The 16,262-nt window shown below is 61.1% G+C and carries 18 protein-coding genes; 15 read left to right on the forward strand and 3 right to left on the reverse strand.

Annotated elements, in window-relative coordinates; translation table 11 throughout:
- Positions 1-17 precede the first annotated feature (17 nt).
- Both ROSERS_RS13400 and ROSERS_RS13405 read left to right on the forward strand, forming a co-directional pair.
- Positions 18-1,580: a xylulokinase gene (locus ROSERS_RS13400; RefSeq protein ID WP_011957316.1), complete on the forward strand. Its 1,563-nt coding sequence runs from the start codon at positions 18-20 to the stop codon at positions 1,578-1,580.
- Position 1,581: 1 nt separating this feature from the next.
- On the forward strand, positions 1,582-3,078 hold the full coding sequence (locus ROSERS_RS13405) for an aminotransferase class V-fold PLP-dependent enzyme (RefSeq protein ID WP_011957317.1): 1,497 nt from the start codon (positions 1,582-1,584) through the stop codon (positions 3,076-3,078).
- A 161-nt stretch (positions 3,079-3,239) separates the two neighbouring features.
- On the opposite strand, the gene ROSERS_RS13410 is transcribed toward ROSERS_RS13405, so the two are convergent.
- Positions 3,240-3,461, reverse strand: a complete 222-nt coding sequence (locus ROSERS_RS13410) for a YgaP family membrane protein (protein WP_011957318.1) — start codon at positions 3,459-3,461, stop codon at positions 3,240-3,242.
- A gap of 284 nt (positions 3,462-3,745) precedes the next feature.
- The gene (locus ROSERS_RS13415; RefSeq protein ID WP_011957320.1) at positions 3,746-5,635 is read right to left on the reverse strand and encodes a protein kinase domain-containing protein; all 1,890 of its coding nucleotides are present in this window, start codon (positions 5,633-5,635) and stop codon (positions 3,746-3,748) included.
- Positions 5,636-6,170: 535 nt separating this feature from the next.
- Here ROSERS_RS13415 and ROSERS_RS13420 point away from each other — a divergent pair.
- The 5 genes from ROSERS_RS13420 (at position 6,171) to ROSERS_RS13440 (ending at position 8,733) form a co-directional block, all read left to right on the forward strand.
- Positions 6,171-7,286, forward strand: coding sequence for a M50 family metallopeptidase (locus ROSERS_RS13420; RefSeq protein ID WP_041333678.1), 1,116 nt, complete (start codon positions 6,171-6,173; stop codon positions 7,284-7,286).
- Between the two features lie 24 nt (positions 7,287-7,310).
- Positions 7,311-7,559 carry a hypothetical protein gene (locus tag ROSERS_RS13425; protein ID WP_011957322.1) on the forward strand — a complete coding sequence of 83 codons (249 nt, stop codon included), beginning with the start codon at positions 7,311-7,313 and terminating at the stop codon, positions 7,557-7,559.
- Positions 7,560-7,562: 3 nt separating this feature from the next.
- Positions 7,563-8,075: a CRISPR-associated protein Cas4 gene (locus tag ROSERS_RS13430; protein WP_011957323.1), complete on the forward strand. Its 513-nt coding sequence runs from the start codon at positions 7,563-7,565 to the stop codon at positions 8,073-8,075.
- A 71-nt stretch (positions 8,076-8,146) separates the two neighbouring features.
- Positions 8,147-8,401 carry a hypothetical protein gene (locus tag ROSERS_RS13435; protein ID WP_011957324.1) on the forward strand — a complete coding sequence of 85 codons (255 nt, stop codon included), beginning with the start codon at positions 8,147-8,149 and terminating at the stop codon, positions 8,399-8,401.
- The gene (locus ROSERS_RS13440) at positions 8,398-8,733 is read left to right on the forward strand and encodes a hypothetical protein (RefSeq protein WP_011957325.1); all 336 of its coding nucleotides are present in this window, start codon (positions 8,398-8,400) and stop codon (positions 8,731-8,733) included. Before ROSERS_RS13435 ends, ROSERS_RS13440 begins: the two co-directional genes overlap by 4 nt.
- 34 nt (positions 8,734-8,767) lie before the next feature.
- On the opposite strand, the gene ROSERS_RS13445 is transcribed toward ROSERS_RS13440, so the two are convergent.
- Positions 8,768-10,399: a GerMN domain-containing protein gene (locus tag ROSERS_RS13445; RefSeq protein ID WP_011957326.1), complete on the reverse strand. Its 1,632-nt coding sequence runs from the start codon at positions 10,397-10,399 to the stop codon at positions 8,768-8,770.
- Positions 10,400-10,608: 209 nt separating this feature from the next.
- Between ROSERS_RS13445 and ROSERS_RS13450 the strand changes: the two genes are divergently transcribed.
- The 8 genes from ROSERS_RS13450 (at position 10,609) to ROSERS_RS13480 (ending at position 16,244) form a co-directional block, all read left to right on the forward strand.
- The gene (locus ROSERS_RS13450; RefSeq protein ID WP_011957327.1) at positions 10,609-11,343 is read left to right on the forward strand and encodes a metallophosphoesterase family protein; all 735 of its coding nucleotides are present in this window, start codon (positions 10,609-10,611) and stop codon (positions 11,341-11,343) included.
- A complete protein-coding gene (locus ROSERS_RS13455) occupies positions 11,343-12,710 on the forward strand; it encodes an aspartate aminotransferase family protein (protein ID WP_011957328.1) in 1,368 nt (455 codons plus the stop codon). Before ROSERS_RS13450 ends, ROSERS_RS13455 begins: the two co-directional genes overlap by 1 nt.
- Before the next feature lie 15 nt (positions 12,711-12,725).
- A complete protein-coding gene (gene rsmD / locus ROSERS_RS13460) occupies positions 12,726-13,343 on the forward strand; it encodes a 16S rRNA (guanine(966)-N(2))-methyltransferase RsmD (RefSeq protein WP_011957329.1) in 618 nt (205 codons plus the stop codon).
- Positions 13,344-13,408: 65 nt separating this feature from the next.
- Entirely contained in the window at positions 13,409-13,891 is a 483-nt protein-coding gene (gene coaD, locus ROSERS_RS13465; protein WP_011957330.1) for a pantetheine-phosphate adenylyltransferase, read from the forward strand.
- Positions 13,892-13,912: 21 nt separating this feature from the next.
- Positions 13,913-14,332 (forward strand): hypothetical protein, encoded by a 420-nt coding sequence (locus tag ROSERS_RS13470; protein ID WP_011957331.1) that lies wholly within the window; start codon positions 13,913-13,915, stop codon positions 14,330-14,332.
- Between the two features lie 73 nt (positions 14,333-14,405).
- Positions 14,406-14,948 (forward strand): YceD family protein, encoded by a 543-nt coding sequence (locus tag ROSERS_RS13475; protein ID WP_232282605.1) that lies wholly within the window; start codon positions 14,406-14,408, stop codon positions 14,946-14,948.
- A gap of 27 nt (positions 14,949-14,975) precedes the next feature.
- Positions 14,976-15,173, forward strand: a complete 198-nt coding sequence (gene rpmF / locus ROSERS_RS25055) for a 50S ribosomal protein L32 (RefSeq protein ID WP_083763299.1) — start codon at positions 14,976-14,978, stop codon at positions 15,171-15,173.
- A gap of 81 nt (positions 15,174-15,254) precedes the next feature.
- Entirely contained in the window at positions 15,255-16,244 is a 990-nt protein-coding gene (locus ROSERS_RS13480; protein WP_011957334.1) for a beta-ketoacyl-ACP synthase III, read from the forward strand.
- Positions 16,245-16,262: the final 18 nt, after the last annotated feature.

Below are 16,262 nucleotides of genomic sequence, written 5' to 3' on the forward strand. Positions count from 1 at the left end.
GAACACCTCCAGAGTCGATGAAACCGGACATGCCCATCCTGGCAATTGACCTTGGCACCTCTGGTCCCAAAGTTGCGCTGGTGACGGTTGCGGGCGAGATTCTGGCGTGGGAGTTCGAGCCGGTGCGATTGACGCTGCTTCCGAACGGCGGCGCCGAGCAGCACGCAGAGGAGTGGTGGGAGGCGATCGGGCGGGCTGCGCGCCGTTTGACCGCCGCCACCGGCATCACCCGCGTTGCCGCCGTCAGTGCAACGGCACAGTGGTCGGGAACGGTCGCCGTCGGTGGCGACAATCAACCACTCGCCAGTGCAATCATCTGGATGGACTCGCGCGGTGCGCCGGATATCCGCACGCTGGTTGCCGGTCGTCCGACGATTGCGGGGTACGGCGCCGCAAAACTGATAACCTGGATACGTCTCACCGGCGGCGCGCCCGGTCTTGCCGGCAAGGACCCGCTGGCGCACATCCTGTACCTGCGCCGCGCCCATCCCGATGTGTACCGCGCAACCAGCGTCTTTCTCGAACCGAAGGATTATATCAACCTGCGCCTGACCGGGGTGCGCGCTGCGTCGTTCGACTCGATCACCCTTCACTGGTTGACCGACAATCGTGCAATTGATCGGGTGGATTATGCACCGCAACTGCTGGCGCTGACCGGCGTCGAACGGGCGAAGTTGCCCGACCTGCGACGCGCGATCGATATCCTCGGACCGCTGACTGCCGACGCCGCTATGCATCTCGGAATCGAACCGGGCGCGCCGGTCGCGGTTGGCTCATCGGATATTCATTCGGCGGCGGTGGGCGCTGGCGCAGTGCGCGACTACGATGCCAACCTGTACGTTGGCACCTCATCGTGGCTCGTCTGCCACGTGCCGTTCAAGCGCACCGACCTGATCCACAATATGGCATCGCTGCCGTCGGCAATTCCGGGAAAATATCTGCTCACCAACGAACAGGAGTGCGCCGGCGCGTGCATCACCTTCCTGCGCGACAATCTGCTCTTCCCCGATGATGAGTTCACAACGTCGCGTCCTGAGCGCTTTTATGACCTGCTGGATCGAATAGTGGAACGCGAAGCGCCCGGAAGCGGTGGCGTGATCTTCACCCCCTGGCTCTACGGCGAACGCACGCCGGTCGAAGATCACACGGTGCGCGGCGGGTTCCATAACCTGTCGCTGACAACCACACGCGCCCAAATGATGCGCGCCGTGATGGAAGGGGTCGCTTACAATATGCGCTGGCTGCGCGACGCAGTGCAGCGCTGCCTGCGACGTCCGCCTGGCGCGATCATCATCACCGGCGGCGGCGCACAGTCAGCCGTGTGGGGGCAGATCTTCGCCGATGTGCTGGGGCGCCCGATCCATCAGGCGTCCCACCCGATCCTGGCGAATGCGCGTGGAGCGGCGCTGATCGCAGCCGTTGCGATTGGACGACGTTCGTTCAGCGATATTGTCGCGCCGATCGCTGCCGTCCACCGTCCGCACCCTGAGTATACGCGCATCTACGACGAACTGTTTCGTGCGTTCATTCGGATCTATCGCCAGAATCGGGACATTTACGCCCGACTGAACCGGAGGTGATATGGCCCGTTCCCGCCTTCGCCAGATCATCAACCCGCTGGGCGCGCGTGCCGCTGCCGCATTTGAGGCGGCGCTGCGGCGCATTCCGGCGGTTCAGCGACGGCTCGAAGCGCAGTATGCTGCACTGCTTGCCGATATTGAACCATCGCTCAAACCATACCGCCACGAATTTCCGGCATATACCCGCCTCCCGCCGGTCGGACGCAACCGCGATGATATCCTTGCCATGATGCGCCAGCTTGCCGAACGCGAAACACCGCGCTGGCGCGACGGGTATGTGTCGGGCGCGGTGTACCACGGCGATCCCGATCACCTTGCGTTTCTGAATCAGGCGTATGCGCTCCATTCCGTAAGCAATCCGCTACACGTCGATCTCTGGCCCAGCATTGCGCGATACGAGGCGGAGATTGTTGCAATGACGGCGACCATGCTCGGCGGCGGACCGGGCGTGTGCGGCACCGTCACTTCCGGCGGCACCGAGAGCATTCTGCTCGCCATGAAGACCTACCGCGATTGGGCGCGTGAACGTCTGGGCATTCGCCATCCCGAAGTGGTTGCGCCGGTCACCGCGCACGCAGCGTTCGACAAAGCTGCACACTACTTTGGCATCCGATTGGTGCGCATCCCGGTTGATGACGGCTTCCGCGCCGACGTTGCCGCCGCGCGCCGCGCTCTGACCCGCAACACGATTGCCCTGGTCGGTTCAGCGCCCTCATTCCCGCACGGTGTTATTGACCCGATTGCCGATCTTGCGGCGCTGGCGCATGATCGACGCATTGGCATACACGTCGATGCCTGCCTGGGCGGGTTTGTGCTCCCCTGGGCGCAGCGTCTCGGCTATCCGGTTCCGCCGTTCGACTTCAACGTCCCCGGAGTAACTTCCATCTCGGTTGATACACACAAATACGGGTATGCGCCCAAAGGAACCTCTGTCATTCTCTACCGCACCGAAGCATTGCGACGCTTCCAGTACTATGTCGCCGCCGACTGGCCCGGCGGGCTGTACGTTTCACCAACGATGGCGGGCAGTCGTCCTGGCGCACTGAGCGCTGCTGCGTGGGCGGCGATGGTCAGCATGGGGGAACAGGGGTATCTGGAAGCAACGCGGCGCATCCTGGAAACAGCGCATCGGATCCGCACCGGCATCGAGGCGATCCCGGAACTCCGCATTCTCGGCGATCCGCTCTGGGTGATCGCCTTCACAGCGACGCGCCTGGACATCTACCGCATCCTTGACCGGATGGCGCAACGCGGCTGGAACCTCAACGGACTGCACCATCCTCCAGCAGTCCACATCTGCGTCACCCTGCCACACACTGCGCCCGGCGTCGCCGACCGATTCATCGCCGACCTGCGCGACTCGGTCGCTGCCGTTCGCCGTGAACCGCGCGCCAGAGGGGGAATGGCGCCGGTGTACGGCATGGCTGCATCACTGCCGTTCCGTGGCGTCATCGGCGACCTGCTGCGGCGCTATCTCGACGTGGTGTACAAACCGTAGATCCGGCACATCATCGAAGCAGAAACCGCACGAGACGCAGGACATATCCCGCGCCTCGTGCGGTTGCGAAAAAGAGAACTCCTGACCCTCGTCCCTACTCGCACGACAGAGCTGCTACGGGCAACCGGTTGAACCATCCGTTGGTTCAACCGCCGACAAACTCAGTGCTTCGCTGCCGGCTTCGTTGGCGTGGTATCAATGCCAAGCGCCGAATAGAGCGGGCACACGCCAAAAACGGCGGTAATCAGCAGAATGACCGCCACCACCGCGGCAAGGATCTGCCAGAAGCCGCTCAGCAGCACAAACGTGGCAACGAGCAGCACAATACCGGCAATTGCCCGGATGCCACGATCGATAGGACCGACATTTTGATGGAACATCATCGTCCCTCCTTTCAGTTGTGGTTGTACTGTTTCATTGTTCCGCCATATTAGACGTAGCATGTGTGAAAAATGTTACATAGTGCAGAGGGACAGAGCAGGGGAAGATCAGACGCAGCATCGCAGCGCCCGGTCCTATCAAATCGGCTGTCATCACGGGAGCGAGGGCAGAACGACCGCGTTCTCCGGCAACCGGCGCGGAGGGTTGAACAAACACCGGTGTACCACGCGCATCGTGTTCCACCAGATTGGATATCAATGCTGCGGCGGTCAGGCGAACGTCGTGCTCAGCGCAGCGCGAGGATCGCTGCAAGCGTGATCGCCATCACCAGAATAATGGCGTACAGCACGATACGCTCGACATCGTAGAGGGTCATATCGCCTTTGAGGGTGTTATCGAAGCCGATGAACGCCAGCGTGCGCGGTTGATCGCGAAAGCGATAATCAACCTCGGTCACCGGAACGCCGCGGATGATCAGTTCAGCAGCGATCACGCGGGTATCATCACCGCAACCGCGCTGCGCTTCCTCGATCAATTCTTTTAGCGGCGCAACCTGATACCAGTGCCCCTCGCGCAGCGACACCGGACCCTCGAAGACCTTCTGCGCTTTCGCCTGGAGCGTCGGCTTATGCAAGCCGCTGAGGTCGTCCTCATTGAAATAGGCGCGTGCGGAACGTGACCAGGAGAAGACCTTCTCTTCGAGCAGTTGTCCGGTTCCCTCGCAGCGTTCGCACTCCTCGCGCCCGTACCCGCGGCAGGTCGGACACTCTTCCGAGAGTTGCTCAACGCGCGTCGTGCCATCCGGTTCCTTAACCCTGCGCGTGCGCAGCACTGTCCCGCTTCCCTCGCACGTTCGACACGGAATCCTGCCCGCACCGCTGCACTCCGGGCAACCAACCACACGCTGCGACCCCGGCAGAGTCATCGTTTCGGCGGCGTGCGTCTCGAACGGCGGCAGATCGGGAACCGGCGCTTCCCACAGGCTCGCCTCACGCACCGGCGTCAGTGCGCCGCCGCGATGCACACCGAGCCGCACCTGTGGCGAGGTGCGGGTTTCATACGCCACGCGCAACTCGTAAAAATAGAGGTTGTAACTGACAATCTGCTCTGGCTCGATCAGATGACCGAGTTGCGGTCGGTGCGTCCAATTCTGGCGACTCCAGCGATCCAGCAGGCGCCGGATGGCATCGACCCGATGCAGCGCATCGGCGCGGGCACGGCTGCGGGCGACGAAATCGGCATCGATCAGGTTGCCGAGCACTGTTTCGAGCGGGTTTTCGAGCCATTCGGCGATCGGCTCCCAGCGCGACTCCTCCATATCGACCGTCACGGCGTCGATCTGTGCCCGCAACGCCTGCCGCAGCGCCGTGATCGCCTGACCAGCGCTACTGTACCGCTGCGACGGATGGTGCGCCATCAGACGCTGGATCACCCGATCAACCGCAGTGAGCGCTTCGTCCCGCAGCGCCAGCGACGGCGGCGTACCCGCTGGCGGCGGCGACTCGCCACTGAACATATGGTAAATGACTGCGCCAAGGCTGTACAGATCGCTGGCTGGCGTCGGCTGCCCGGAGCGCAACGTCTGCTCCGGCGCGGTGTACGGCGTGCGATAGTCGGTATCGTCGATGCTCGACAGATCCGGCGTATCCGGTGCCGCCGCCAGGCTCAGATTCGTCAGGTATGCAGTTCCCTGCGGCGTGATCATAATGTTCGCCGGTTGCACATCGCGGTGGACGATATTCTGCGCGTGGAGATAATCGAGCACACTGGCGAGTTGCGTGGCGATACGGAGCGCCTGCAACGGTTCGAGCGCCCCACCCGCCAGCACATCCTGCAACGAGCGCGTATCCAGGTACGGCGTCACCAGATAGTGCCCGATCCGCTCATCATACCCGGCATCAATCACCGGCAGCAGGTTGGGATGGGTCAAATGCGCGGCGAGACGACCGGCAAGTTGAAAACGACTCGACGATACCCAGTCGGTGCGATGGAGCACCGAGACCAGCACCGGGCGGTCGAGCGTCAGATGCGTGGCGCGGTACACGACTGCCAGTTCGTCCTGACCGATCCGCTGATCGAGGCGATAGTTGCGCAGTTCGCGGGCAGCGCCCGACTGCGACGCCGAACCGGTCGTGTCGCTATTGCCGGAGTGTGACTGTGCCCGTAGTGTCGCCATCGCCAGCCTTCGACGCAGAACAAAACGCTTCGAGCAATGCCAGCGCGATGAGTATAACGCGGTGTGCCGCCGAACGCAAACGGACGCAACATTCGGTTGCCGCAAAACGTTATGCTTCTGCGCACTTGCTCCAAACAAAAGGGAACAATCATGCCACTAATTATAGCACACATGTTCATCTTTGAAAACCACAACGTTCAACACCCAACGCTTACCATCCCAACGTTCCCACCTTCAACCTTCAACCTTCAACGTTCAACACCCAACGCTCACCATCCCAACGTTCCCACCTTCAACCTTCAACCTTCAACGTTCAACACCCAACGCTCACCATCCCAACGTTCCCACCTTCAACCTTCAACCTTCAACGTTCAACACCCAACGCTCACCACCCCAACGTTCCCACCTTCAACCTTCAACCTTCAACGCCCAACCCGGTTGACAGGCGCTTTCACAATGGGTACACTACCCTGTGCGCAACACGCCGATCCAAAGGGGGGCGCGGCGTCTGCCGGTTCATCACAGGAGAGATGCAGTGCTGGAAAGTGTACCGAGCGGTCTGGTGACCATTGCCGCCTTTCTTCTCATGCTGGGACTGCTGGTGCTGGTGCATGAGTTGGGGCATTTTTTGACAGCAGTATGGTTTGGCATCAAGGTCGAAGAGTTTGGTCTTGGATACCCGCCGCGAGCAATGGTGCTCTTCGAACGGAATGGTGTTAAGTACACCCTCAACTGGTTGCCTATCGGCGGATTTGTGCGCTTCAGCGGCGAAGGCGATCAGATCTACGGCGTCGGCAGTCTGGCGACTGCGTCACCCTGGAAAAAAATCGTCGTGCTCTTCGCAGGTCCGCTGATGAACCTGCTGCTGGCATTCGCCATCTTCAGCGCCATTTTCATGGCGCGTGGCATTCCTGCCGCCTTCGACGGCGCGCGGATCGATGTCGTCTATCCGGGAACGCCAGCCGAACGCGCCGGATTGCGCAGCGGCGACCTGCTCCTCTCACTCGCCGGTCGTCCACTCCGCACCGATCTGAGCGAGATTCGCCAGATCGCGGCAGAGAACCGCGGACGCCCGATCGAGGCGGTCGTTGAGCGTGATGGCGCCCGCGTCATTCTCGTCGTTACTCCCGGCAGGTGGGAACGTGATGGCGTTGTGTACGAAAATGGCTTCGGTTTCGCCTACGCCCCCAACATGCAGATCGTCCCGGCAACCCTGCCCCAGGCTTTGACCACCGGGTTCTCGTACACCTTCGAGATCCTCGGGCGCTTTATCGGCGGCATCGGGCAGATGCTCGGCAGTCTGCTGGGGCTGACCCAGGCGCCGCCGGGCGGGGTCGCTGGCGTCGTCGGGATTGCGCGTGGAACCGGCGAGGTTCTCCAGCGCGATGGCTGGATCGGCTTCTGGCAGTGGACGGCGCTCATCAGCCTGAACCTGTTTCTGATCAACCTGCTGCCCATCCCGGCACTGGACGGCAGTCACATCCTGTTTGCCCTGATCGAGATTGCGCGCGGTGGGAAGAAGATTCCGCCGGAGCGTGAAGCAATGGTGCACGCCATCGGATTCATGATGCTCATGGGGTTGATGGTCGTGATTACGGTTTCCGACGTGGCGAACTGGATTGGCGGGAACCCGGTGCTGGGTGGGGGGTGAGGGTCCGCCTGTTGCTGATGTGCTATGGCTCACCGACGTTTACCGACGATCCGCGCCAGCGAAGTGGGCGAATATGTGTACTGCGCCCGATCCTGGTGGCTGCGCCGTGTCGCCGGACTGGAACCAGAGGGGCGTGAACGGCGTGAGCGCGGTACGACTCTGCACCGCCGCCACGCACGCTCGGTGGCGCTGAGTCGTCTGTTGCTGGCTGTGGCAGTGTTGCTCGGCGTTGCTGCGTTGATTGTGCTGGTCGGCGGCGGATATGCGGGCTGAGCCATGGCGATCACCGTCGGATTGGCGTTGATCATGCTGGCGCTGATCGCTCTGATCGGTGCGCTGCGCCTCCGTGCTGCAACCGGACTTCCGTGGGCGCCGGTGGTCTATCACGATACCGACGCCTGGACGCCGGAACGACCACTGGTTGCGCGCCGGATCGGACTGGTCGGCAAGCCCGATTATCTGATCCAGATGCGCGGATGTCTCATACCCGTAGAAGTCAAACCGGGGCGAAACGCTGCGCATCCGTATGAATCCGATCTGATGCAACTGGCAGCGTACTGCGTACTGATCGAGGAAACGACCGGCGTCGCCCCGCCCTATGGTCTGCTGCGGTACGCGGAGCGCACCTTCCGTCTCTCGTATACCGCGCGGGTGCGCGAAGAAGTGCTGACACTGCTCGACGAAATGCGCAACGCCCTTGACAACGACTGTGATCGGAGTCACGATGATCCTGCACGCTGTCGGGGATGCGGCTTCTTATCGCAGTGCGATCAGGCAATCATCGGTTGACGGTTGCAGGCAGAATATGGGAACGCGGAACGCCCGAACACTGAAGAGAGCAGATTGCTGCGAACATCTCGATGACCATTATTACGCGCGAAATGCTGGCTGAACAGATCGAAGCTCGATTGAGCGGCGCTATCACCGACGAAACGCTGGCGGCATGGGCATTCGACCGATTCTACGCCGTCGAACTCGGTCTGGCACAGATCGAAACCGGCGCCGAAGAGCGTATTGCCGACATACTCGACACCCTGATGTTTGCCGATCACGCCGCGTTTCGCCTGGAAGAAGGAGCATTGCGCAGTCTGGTTGCGCAGTTGAGAACGCTATGAAAATTCGGACCCATCCACGAATAGGCGCCATTCGCGTCGGCGATGAGGTATATTCGTACCGCTACCACCTTTTTGCCCGTGTTGAAGCGGTCTTTCCCGCAGCGGTATGCGTCAAGATTGCCGCGATCGATGGCATGCACCCGCTGGAACTGACCCTCATCCCGCAACTCTGGCGCGCTGACGATATTGAAAATCTGAGCATCTGTCGGTACTGCGGCGGGCGGGAGAATCTCCTCCTGGAGCGCGAGACCGGCATTCCCTTCCGGGTGTGTGAACGCTGCCGCATCGTCCCGCCACAGGAACACAGTTATGTGCAGTGGCGCTGGTGGTAGGAGCGCCATCCGCAGCGCAGACAGAATACGGGAGTCATCCCTCCGGATTGATCAACGGTTTCGGGAAGACCTTCCCATACGGCTCTCCCCACCACTCCGCCAGTGAGCGCCCCTCGACAAAAATCTGCACCCCGGTGACACCCGGCAGCGTTGTCAGCGACTCGACCAGCGTGCGCACCGCAGCCGCACGATCCGCCGCCTCGGCGAACTGTGCGCTGAAATCGACGCGCACAACCCCCCGGTTGATCCCAATCGAGCGCAGTTCAGTCGTCGGCGGGATGGTGCGCTGCACCGCGTACTCATAGATCCCCGGTCCCTCGATCAGGGCGCGGACTGTCCCCTCCGCAACCTGACGCGTCTTCGGAACCATGCGAATGATGCGAATCGTGTGATACCCATCATTTGCCAGATAGTACGTCGGCAAAAATTCCGTCGCTGCATAATCGACCGGCAGATTGTCCGGGTTGAGCGGATTGACAACCGGACGGGCGATAGGACCGCTTCCGTTGATGCCGATGTTGGCGCCATTGACCTGGAACTGGACGCGATTGATCGTCTCGAAATGGGTCAGCGTCAGCACAATCGAGTGCAACCCGCGCGGATCGCCGTTCAAGTGGGGCGGTCGGTCGAAGTTGACAGTTGCGAGTCCGTTGCTGATCGTGATGCCCAACAACCGTGCCTGCGGATCGACCAGCCGTTCCAGACCATTGCGCGGACCTTCAATCAGCGCATTGATAGCGGCAGTCGCCACCTTGCGATCCTCAACTGGAACGAGCCGTTGAGTCGGAACGAATAGTGTGCCGGTTGCATCCCCGAAGTAGAGCCACAACCGCTCATTGCGCACGGTTGGCGCCGGTGGTCGCGGCGTTGCAGGAGGCGCCGTCGGCGGTGGCGGCGACGGCGGTGTCGTTGGAACAGCGGTTGGCGGCATGATAGTTGCCGTGGGCGTTGCGGTCGGTTGCGTCGGTTGAACCGTTGCGGTCACTCCAGGTGTGACCGGCAGCTGCGTCGGTTGAAGGGTCGGCGATGGAACAATCGTCGCACCTCCGGTCGGTTGGGTCGGCAACGCCGTTGGCACAAGAATGACCGGTTCCGGTGTCGGCGTGGGAGAAGGTTGAGGCGAGGGCGTACTGGTTGGCAGCGGCGTCGGCGTGGGAGGAACTGCCGTTGCCGTAGCCGACGGTGTTGGCTGCGGCGACGCCCCCTCCGTAGCAGTCGCCGTCTCCAGCGCACCGACCGCACCACCGCTCGTCGGTGATGCCACAACGGTTGATGGCATCAGACCGCCGCCGGTGAGCGCCTGCCATCCTGCAACCGCATACACCAGGATAATGATTGCCAGCATCCCCAGCATCAGCGCATAGATCGCGCGGTCGCGCGGCGACAGCGTCCCCAACCATCCCCGCAGACCGCCGGGAGCGACAGTCGCTGCACCAGCGGGACTGATCGTTGCTGGCGTTGAGGGGATTGTTAAACCCATGTATAATGGGCATTGAACATGATTGCGAGACAGGCAGAAGGTGCTCTGATCCACCGGTATTTCGACCGGCTCGCCGCCAACATAGCAGCGATGCTCCGGCGTTGGCGACGAGAAGCGAATAGCGCGGTTCTGCTTCAGACCGAGATATGGGCAATATCCCTGGCCAGTTGGCGGTGCTTCGCTCATGGCGCGCCGGGTCTCCTTGCACGCTGTGTGCTACGACGTTCAGGCGTATTATAGGAGCGGGCAGAAGTTGACGCAAAGCCCTGGCATTAACGAAACCTTACAGCCAGGTTGCAGCTTGCTGTAACGCCCCACGAAAGCGCCCGGCGTGGTATCATGTCTGTCATGCCCTGTTGCCTGATACAGAGGGTTACGAGGATAGACGTCTCTTTATGCGCATCCTGATACTTTCGGATATTCACTCGAACATCGTGGCGCTCGAAACGGTTTTGTCCGCTGCCCGCTCTTTTGATACCGTCTGGAACCTTGGCGACACCATCGGGTACGGTCCGCGTCCCAATGAGTGTGTGGCAACGATCCGCACGGTGGCAAGTGTGATGCTTGCAGGGAATCACGACCTCGCCTGTCTGGGATTGCTGGATCTGAGCGACTTCAACCCGGACGCGCGCGCAGCGAATGTCTGGAACGGTGATCAACTGACGGACGACCACCGGATATTGCTGGAAGAACTCGAACCCATCCAGCCGATAGATGAGCGGTTCCTGGCGGCGCACGGCAGTCCGCGCGAGCCGATCTGGGAATATTTGCTGACCCGCTACCAGGCATTCGATAACTTCCGCCGGTTCGATCAGCAGGTCTGCCTGATCGGGCATTCGCACGTGCCGCTGATCTTTCAACTCACGCCTGAAGGTCGCTGCGAGGGACCGTCTTCCCCCGATAATGGCGCAACCCTGATGCTTAAACCCGGATTCCGGTATATCATTAACCCTGGCAGCGTCGGTCAACCACGTAATCAGGATCCACGCGCTGCATTTGCGGTGTTTGACACATCAACCGACACGATCACATTTCACCGTGTTCAGTACGATGTTGGGAGAACCCAGCGCCAGATGCACGAGGCGCAGTTGCCCGCAGCGTTGATCACACGGCTGGAGTATGGCATCTGATGTCGATCATCGAAACGTACATCCAGCGCCATCCCCGATCGCAGGCGCTGTTCGATCAGGCGCAGACCCTTTTTCCCAGCGGCGTCACCCACGACGGACGCTATGTAACGCCATTCCCCCTCTACGTTGAGCGGTGTGCAGGCGCACGCAAATGGGATGTCGATGGCAATGAACTGATCGACTACTGGATGGGGCACGGCGCGCTGTTGCTCGGTCATGGGCATCCAGCGATCGTTGCAGCGGTGCAACGCCAGATGGAGCGTGGCGTTCATTACGGCGCCGAACACGAACTCAGCCTGCGATGGGCGCACCTGATCAAGCGTCTCTTTACCGGCATCGAACAGGTGCGCTTCACCGCGTCCGGCACCGAAGCTACCATGATGGCGCTGCGTCTGGCACGCGCTTACACCGCCAAACCGATTATCATTCGCTTTGCCGGTCATTACCACGGCTGGCACGACATGCTGGCGCGCGATACGACGGATGACACCCTGCCGGTCGGGTTGCTCGACGGATTGGCCGGGTCGACCATTGTCGTCCCGACCGATCTCACGTATGTCGAAGATGTCCTGCGCAAACGCAGCGATGTGGCAGCCGTCATTCTCGAACCGACCGGCGCATCGTATGGCGCCGTTCCGTTGCCCGCCGGATTTCTGCGCGATCTCCGGCAGTTGACCTGGAAGTATGGCGTGCTGTTGATCTGCGATGAAATCGTCACCGGGTTTCGTGTTGCGCCGGGTGGCGCACAACAGCGCGAAGGGGTCGTTGCCGACCTGACCACCCTGGCGAAGGTGATGGCAGGCGGGTTGCCGGGCGGCGCTGTTGGCGGGCGCGCCGATATCTTGAAACATCTGGCGTTTGGCGATGCTGAATGGAACCAGGAACGCAAAATTCGTCACTTTGGCACATTCAACGCAGCGCCGCTCGCGGCTGCCGCCGGGATCGCAATGCTCGAAATTGTGGCTGATGGCGCGCCCTGTGCATATGCCGCCACGCTGGGTGAGACCCTCGTTGCCAGTATGAATGCCGAAATCCGGAAGCGTCGTCTGGTCGGATGGGCAGCCTATGGCGACGGATCGATCATCCATGTTGTCGCCGGATGTTCCAACGGTTTCACCGCTGGCGAACTCGACCCGCGCACACCGACCGATGAACTGAAACGTGGCGGCGATCCGCGCCTGGTGCACCTGCTACGCCTCGGCATGATCAATCACGGCGTCGATCTCATGCGCGGGCGCAGCGGTTTCCTTTCGGCAGCGCACACATCCGCCGATGTCGCTGCCACAATCGCAGCATTCGCCGCCACACTCGATGCGATCGGCGAACCCGACGCACAACCGCAACCCGGCGTCAGCCGACAGAGATGATCGACGGGATAAACCATGCGTGTGATTACCGGTACAGCAAAAGGGCATCGCCTGAAGGCGCCGAAGGGTCTGGGCACCCGCCCCATGCTGGATCGGGTGAAGGAAGCGCTCTTTTCCGTTCTTGAAGGGTACGGACCGATTCGTGGGCGGGTGCTCGACCTGTACGCTGGCACCGGAGCACTCGGCATCGAATGTCTCTCCCGTGGCGCCTCGTGGGCCGACTTCGTCGAACACAAGGCGCATGTCTGCCAGATCATTCGCGAAAACCTGGAACATACCCGCCTGGCGGATCGCGCACGCGTCTTTCAGATGCCGGTCGAGCGTTTCCTGCATCGGCAAGGTCCCCATGAGAAATATGATATAATCATTATGGACCCGCCCTATGCCGATCCTGCAATTGAAGCGACGATTTGCGCCGTGCATGATGCCGACCTTCTGAAAGATACCGGTCTCCTGGTGGTCGGTCACTCGCCGCGTGTTGAACTCGACGATCGCTACCAGCGTTTCCACCGCCGTAAATTCCGCCGTCTGGGGGATTCGTGCTTCTCAATCTACGACCTGGCGACGGACGACGCTGCCGACCGGTCTGGTGAGACGCACGATCAGTCTGTTCTGCCATCGACCGACGGTTGACCGACGGTTGATCGAACGATGCAGCGTTCTGCGAATCCTTGTTGCATCAGTGAAGGAGAGAAGGGGTGACGATCGCAGTCTATCCAGGAAGCTTCGATCCCGTTACCAATGGTCATCTCGATATTGCTGCGCGTGCGTCGCGCATTTTCGATACGGTCATCATGGCCGTCTTTGATCGCCCCAATAAACAGTTGCTCTTCAGCACAGAAGAACGAGTAGCCCTGCTGCGCGAATCGACCCGTCACCTTCCGCGTGTCAAAGTTGATACCTATTCGACATTGACCGTTGATTATGTGCGCAGCGTCGGCGCGTCGGTCATCGTGCGCGGGATGCGCGCCGTCGGCGACTTTGAGGCAGAGTTTCAACTGGCGCAGATCAATCAAACGCTGGCGCCCGACATCGATATCGTCCTGTTTATGGCGAGTCATCGCTACACCTTCTTCAGTTCGAGCACCGTGCGTGAAATTGCGTCACTTGGCGGTGATGTGTCCTGGCTGGTTCCCGGTCCCGTCGTGGAAGCGCTGAAACGCGCATATGGCAGGAGGTGATGGGCCATCGAACTGGATCAGTTGATCGATGAACTGGAAGATGTGATTGCCGAAGGCAAACGGGTGCCGTTTAGCGGTCGGTTGCTGATCGACGAAGATCGCGTGCTCGACATTATCGACCGGATGCGGGTGGCGATCCCTGAGGAGTTGCGTCAGGCGCGCCGGATCATCAACGAACAGGAGCGCCTGATCCGTGAGGCGCAGGAACGGGTGCAGCAGGTGCTGCACGAGCAGGGGTTGCTGGAGGCAATCGAAGCTGAACGTGCGCGACTGCTAGAACAGGCGGAGCGCGAGGCGCGCGCCGTGCGGGCTGGCGCCGATGAGTATGCGCGCCAGGTGCTCGAAGAACTCGAACAGCGCCTGCTGAAAGTCATTACCAGCGTGCAGAACGGTCTCCAGGAACTGGGAGCAGCGCGTGAGCCGCATTCTTCCGGCAGGTGATCATCCCTTGACAACGCGGCGTCGCTGACCTATAATGCAGCCCCTGTGAGCGCAGAAGGCGCTATCGATGCACATGTCAAAACCGACCACAGATCTGAAGTTCAACGTCGCTCAACTGCTCCGCGAGTATGTCGGCGGGTCGCGCAGATACGACTTTACCGAGCCGGTCCTGCGTCTCGACGATGTGCTCGAAATGCGCGACGTCGTCGGCGCGGTGCGATTTACCCGCACCGCCAGTGGTGTCCTGGTCGATGTGCATGCTCGCGGAACCGTGGTGATGGAGTGCGTCCGCTGCCTCAATCCCGCCGTCCAGCATATTGAGGTGCGCTTCCGGGACGAGTTTCACTCACGGATCGACGTGACGACTGGCACGCCGCTGCCGCAACCCGATGAGGAAGACCCGTTCTACCTCGATGAGTTGCATATGGCGGATGTCGGTGAGATGCTGCGCGAGTATGTGCTGCTCGAACTGCCGATGCAGCCGCTCTGCCGTCCCGACTGTCGCGGTCTCTGCCCGGAGTGTGGTGCAGATTTGAATGTCGAGCAGTGTTCATGCGGCAGCACCAGCATTGATGAACGGTTCGCCGCGTTGCGTGCACTGCTGAAGCCAGAGTAGTTGTCTATCGAGAAGGTGAAGTCTATCATGGGCGCCGTACCAAAAACCAAAGTCTCTCGCCACCGACGCGGCAATCGCCGCCAGCATCAGCGGATCGCCATGCCGACGCTCGTGCCCTGCACGCGCTGTGGCGCGTTAATGCGCGCCCATTATGTCTGCAAATCGTGCGGCTACTACCGGGGCCGCCTGGTTATCGAACCAAAGAGCGAAGCCGGGGAGGAATAACACATCACGGGCGTGTCGTGACGGGTTATTGACCTGCCATCCTGGCGCGTCAGTAACCCTTTTTGTATTATCGAGGCGAGTATGGCGAACTACGCAGCGATGACAGGTTGGGGCATGGCGGTTCCTGAACGTGTGCTGACGAATGCCGATCTTGAACGAATAGTCGAAACATCCGACGAGTGGATTCAAACCCGCACCGGTATTCGTGAACGCCGGGTTGCAGGTCCCGGCGAATATACGTCCACGCTGTCAATCGCAGCCGGACGCGCCGCCCTTGAGCGCGCCGGTCTCGACGCCGCTCAGATCGATACGGTCATCCTGGCAACCTGCACGCCCGACCGGCCATTCCCGGCAACCGCCTGCACCATCCAGGCGGGCATCGGTGCGCGCCGCGCCGCCGCCTTCGATCTCGTAGCAGCGTGCAGCGGCTTCGTCTATGGCTTGAACGTGGCAACCAGCATGATCCGCAGCGGCGCGGCGCGCAATGTGCTCTTCGTTGCCTGCGATATCTTCACCCACTTCATCAACTGGAACGACCGCAATACCTGTGTGCTGTTCGGCGATGGCGCAGGCGCCGTGGTGCTCCAACCCTCCGATGAACCGGCAGGGCTGATTTCGTGCGTGCTCGGCGCCGATGGCGAACAGGAAGACCTGATGGCGGTCGATGCCGGCGGAACGCGCCTCCCCGCGACACCGGAACTCCTCGAACAGGGACGTCAGTATGTCTATATGAACGGGCGCGAGATCTTCAAGCACGCCGTGCGGGAAATGGCAGCCTCCTCCCTGGAAGCGATCCGTGTCGCCGGTCTGTCCCCTGATGATATTGCACTGGTTGTCCCGCATCAGGCAAACCTGCGCATCATCGAGGCAACTGCCAGACGCCTCGAAGTGCCGATGGAGCGCGTGTTCGTCAACCTTGACCGCTACGGCAATACCTCTGCCGCCAGCGTCCCGATTGCACTTGTCGAAGCAGTCGAGCAGCAGCGACTGCGCAAGGGAGACTATGCGCTCCTCACTGCGTTTGGCGGGGGTCTTACCTGGGCGTCGGCGGTGATCCGCTGGACTGCCTGAAGATCACGGGCAGTGCAA

This window comes from Roseiflexus sp. RS-1, assembly GCF_000016665.1.
Classification (GTDB): Bacteria; Chloroflexota; Chloroflexia; order Chloroflexales; family Roseiflexaceae; genus Roseiflexus.

Coding starts and splice junctions, on each gene's coding strand:
- ROSERS_RS13405 (WP_011957317.1), top strand. CDS start 1,582: ATGGCCCGTTCCCGCCTTCGCCAGATCATCAACCCGCTGGGCGCGCGT.
- ROSERS_RS13455 (WP_011957328.1), top strand. CDS start 11,343: ATGTCGATCATCGAAACGTACATCCAGCGCCATCCCCGATCGCAGGCG.
- ROSERS_RS13480 (WP_011957334.1), top strand. CDS start 15,255: ATGGCGAACTACGCAGCGATGACAGGTTGGGGCATGGCGGTTCCTGAA.
- rpmF (WP_083763299.1), top strand. CDS start 14,976: ATGGGCGCCGTACCAAAAACCAAAGTCTCTCGCCACCGACGCGGCAAT.
- ROSERS_RS13410 (WP_011957318.1), bottom strand. CDS start 3,461: ATGATGTTCCATCAAAATGTCGGTCCTATCGATCGTGGCATCCGGGCA.
- ROSERS_RS13415 (WP_011957320.1), bottom strand. CDS start 5,635: ATGGCGACACTACGGGCACAGTCACACTCCGGCAATAGCGACACGACC.
- ROSERS_RS13435 (WP_011957324.1), top strand. CDS start 8,147: ATGACCATTATTACGCGCGAAATGCTGGCTGAACAGATCGAAGCTCGA.
- ROSERS_RS13445 (WP_011957326.1), bottom strand. CDS start 10,399: ATGAGCGAAGCACCGCCAACTGGCCAGGGATATTGCCCATATCTCGGT.
- ROSERS_RS13440 (WP_011957325.1), top strand. CDS start 8,398: ATGAAAATTCGGACCCATCCACGAATAGGCGCCATTCGCGTCGGCGAT.
- ROSERS_RS13450 (WP_011957327.1), top strand. CDS start 10,609: ATGCGCATCCTGATACTTTCGGATATTCACTCGAACATCGTGGCGCTC.
- ROSERS_RS13425 (WP_011957322.1), top strand. CDS start 7,311: ATGGCTCACCGACGTTTACCGACGATCCGCGCCAGCGAAGTGGGCGAA.
- ROSERS_RS13400 (WP_011957316.1), top strand. CDS start 18: ATGAAACCGGACATGCCCATCCTGGCAATTGACCTTGGCACCTCTGGT.
- rsmD (WP_011957329.1), top strand. CDS start 12,726: ATGCGTGTGATTACCGGTACAGCAAAAGGGCATCGCCTGAAGGCGCCG.
- ROSERS_RS13475 (WP_232282605.1), top strand. CDS start 14,406: ATGTCAAAACCGACCACAGATCTGAAGTTCAACGTCGCTCAACTGCTC.
- ROSERS_RS13430 (WP_011957323.1), top strand. CDS start 7,563: ATGGCGATCACCGTCGGATTGGCGTTGATCATGCTGGCGCTGATCGCT.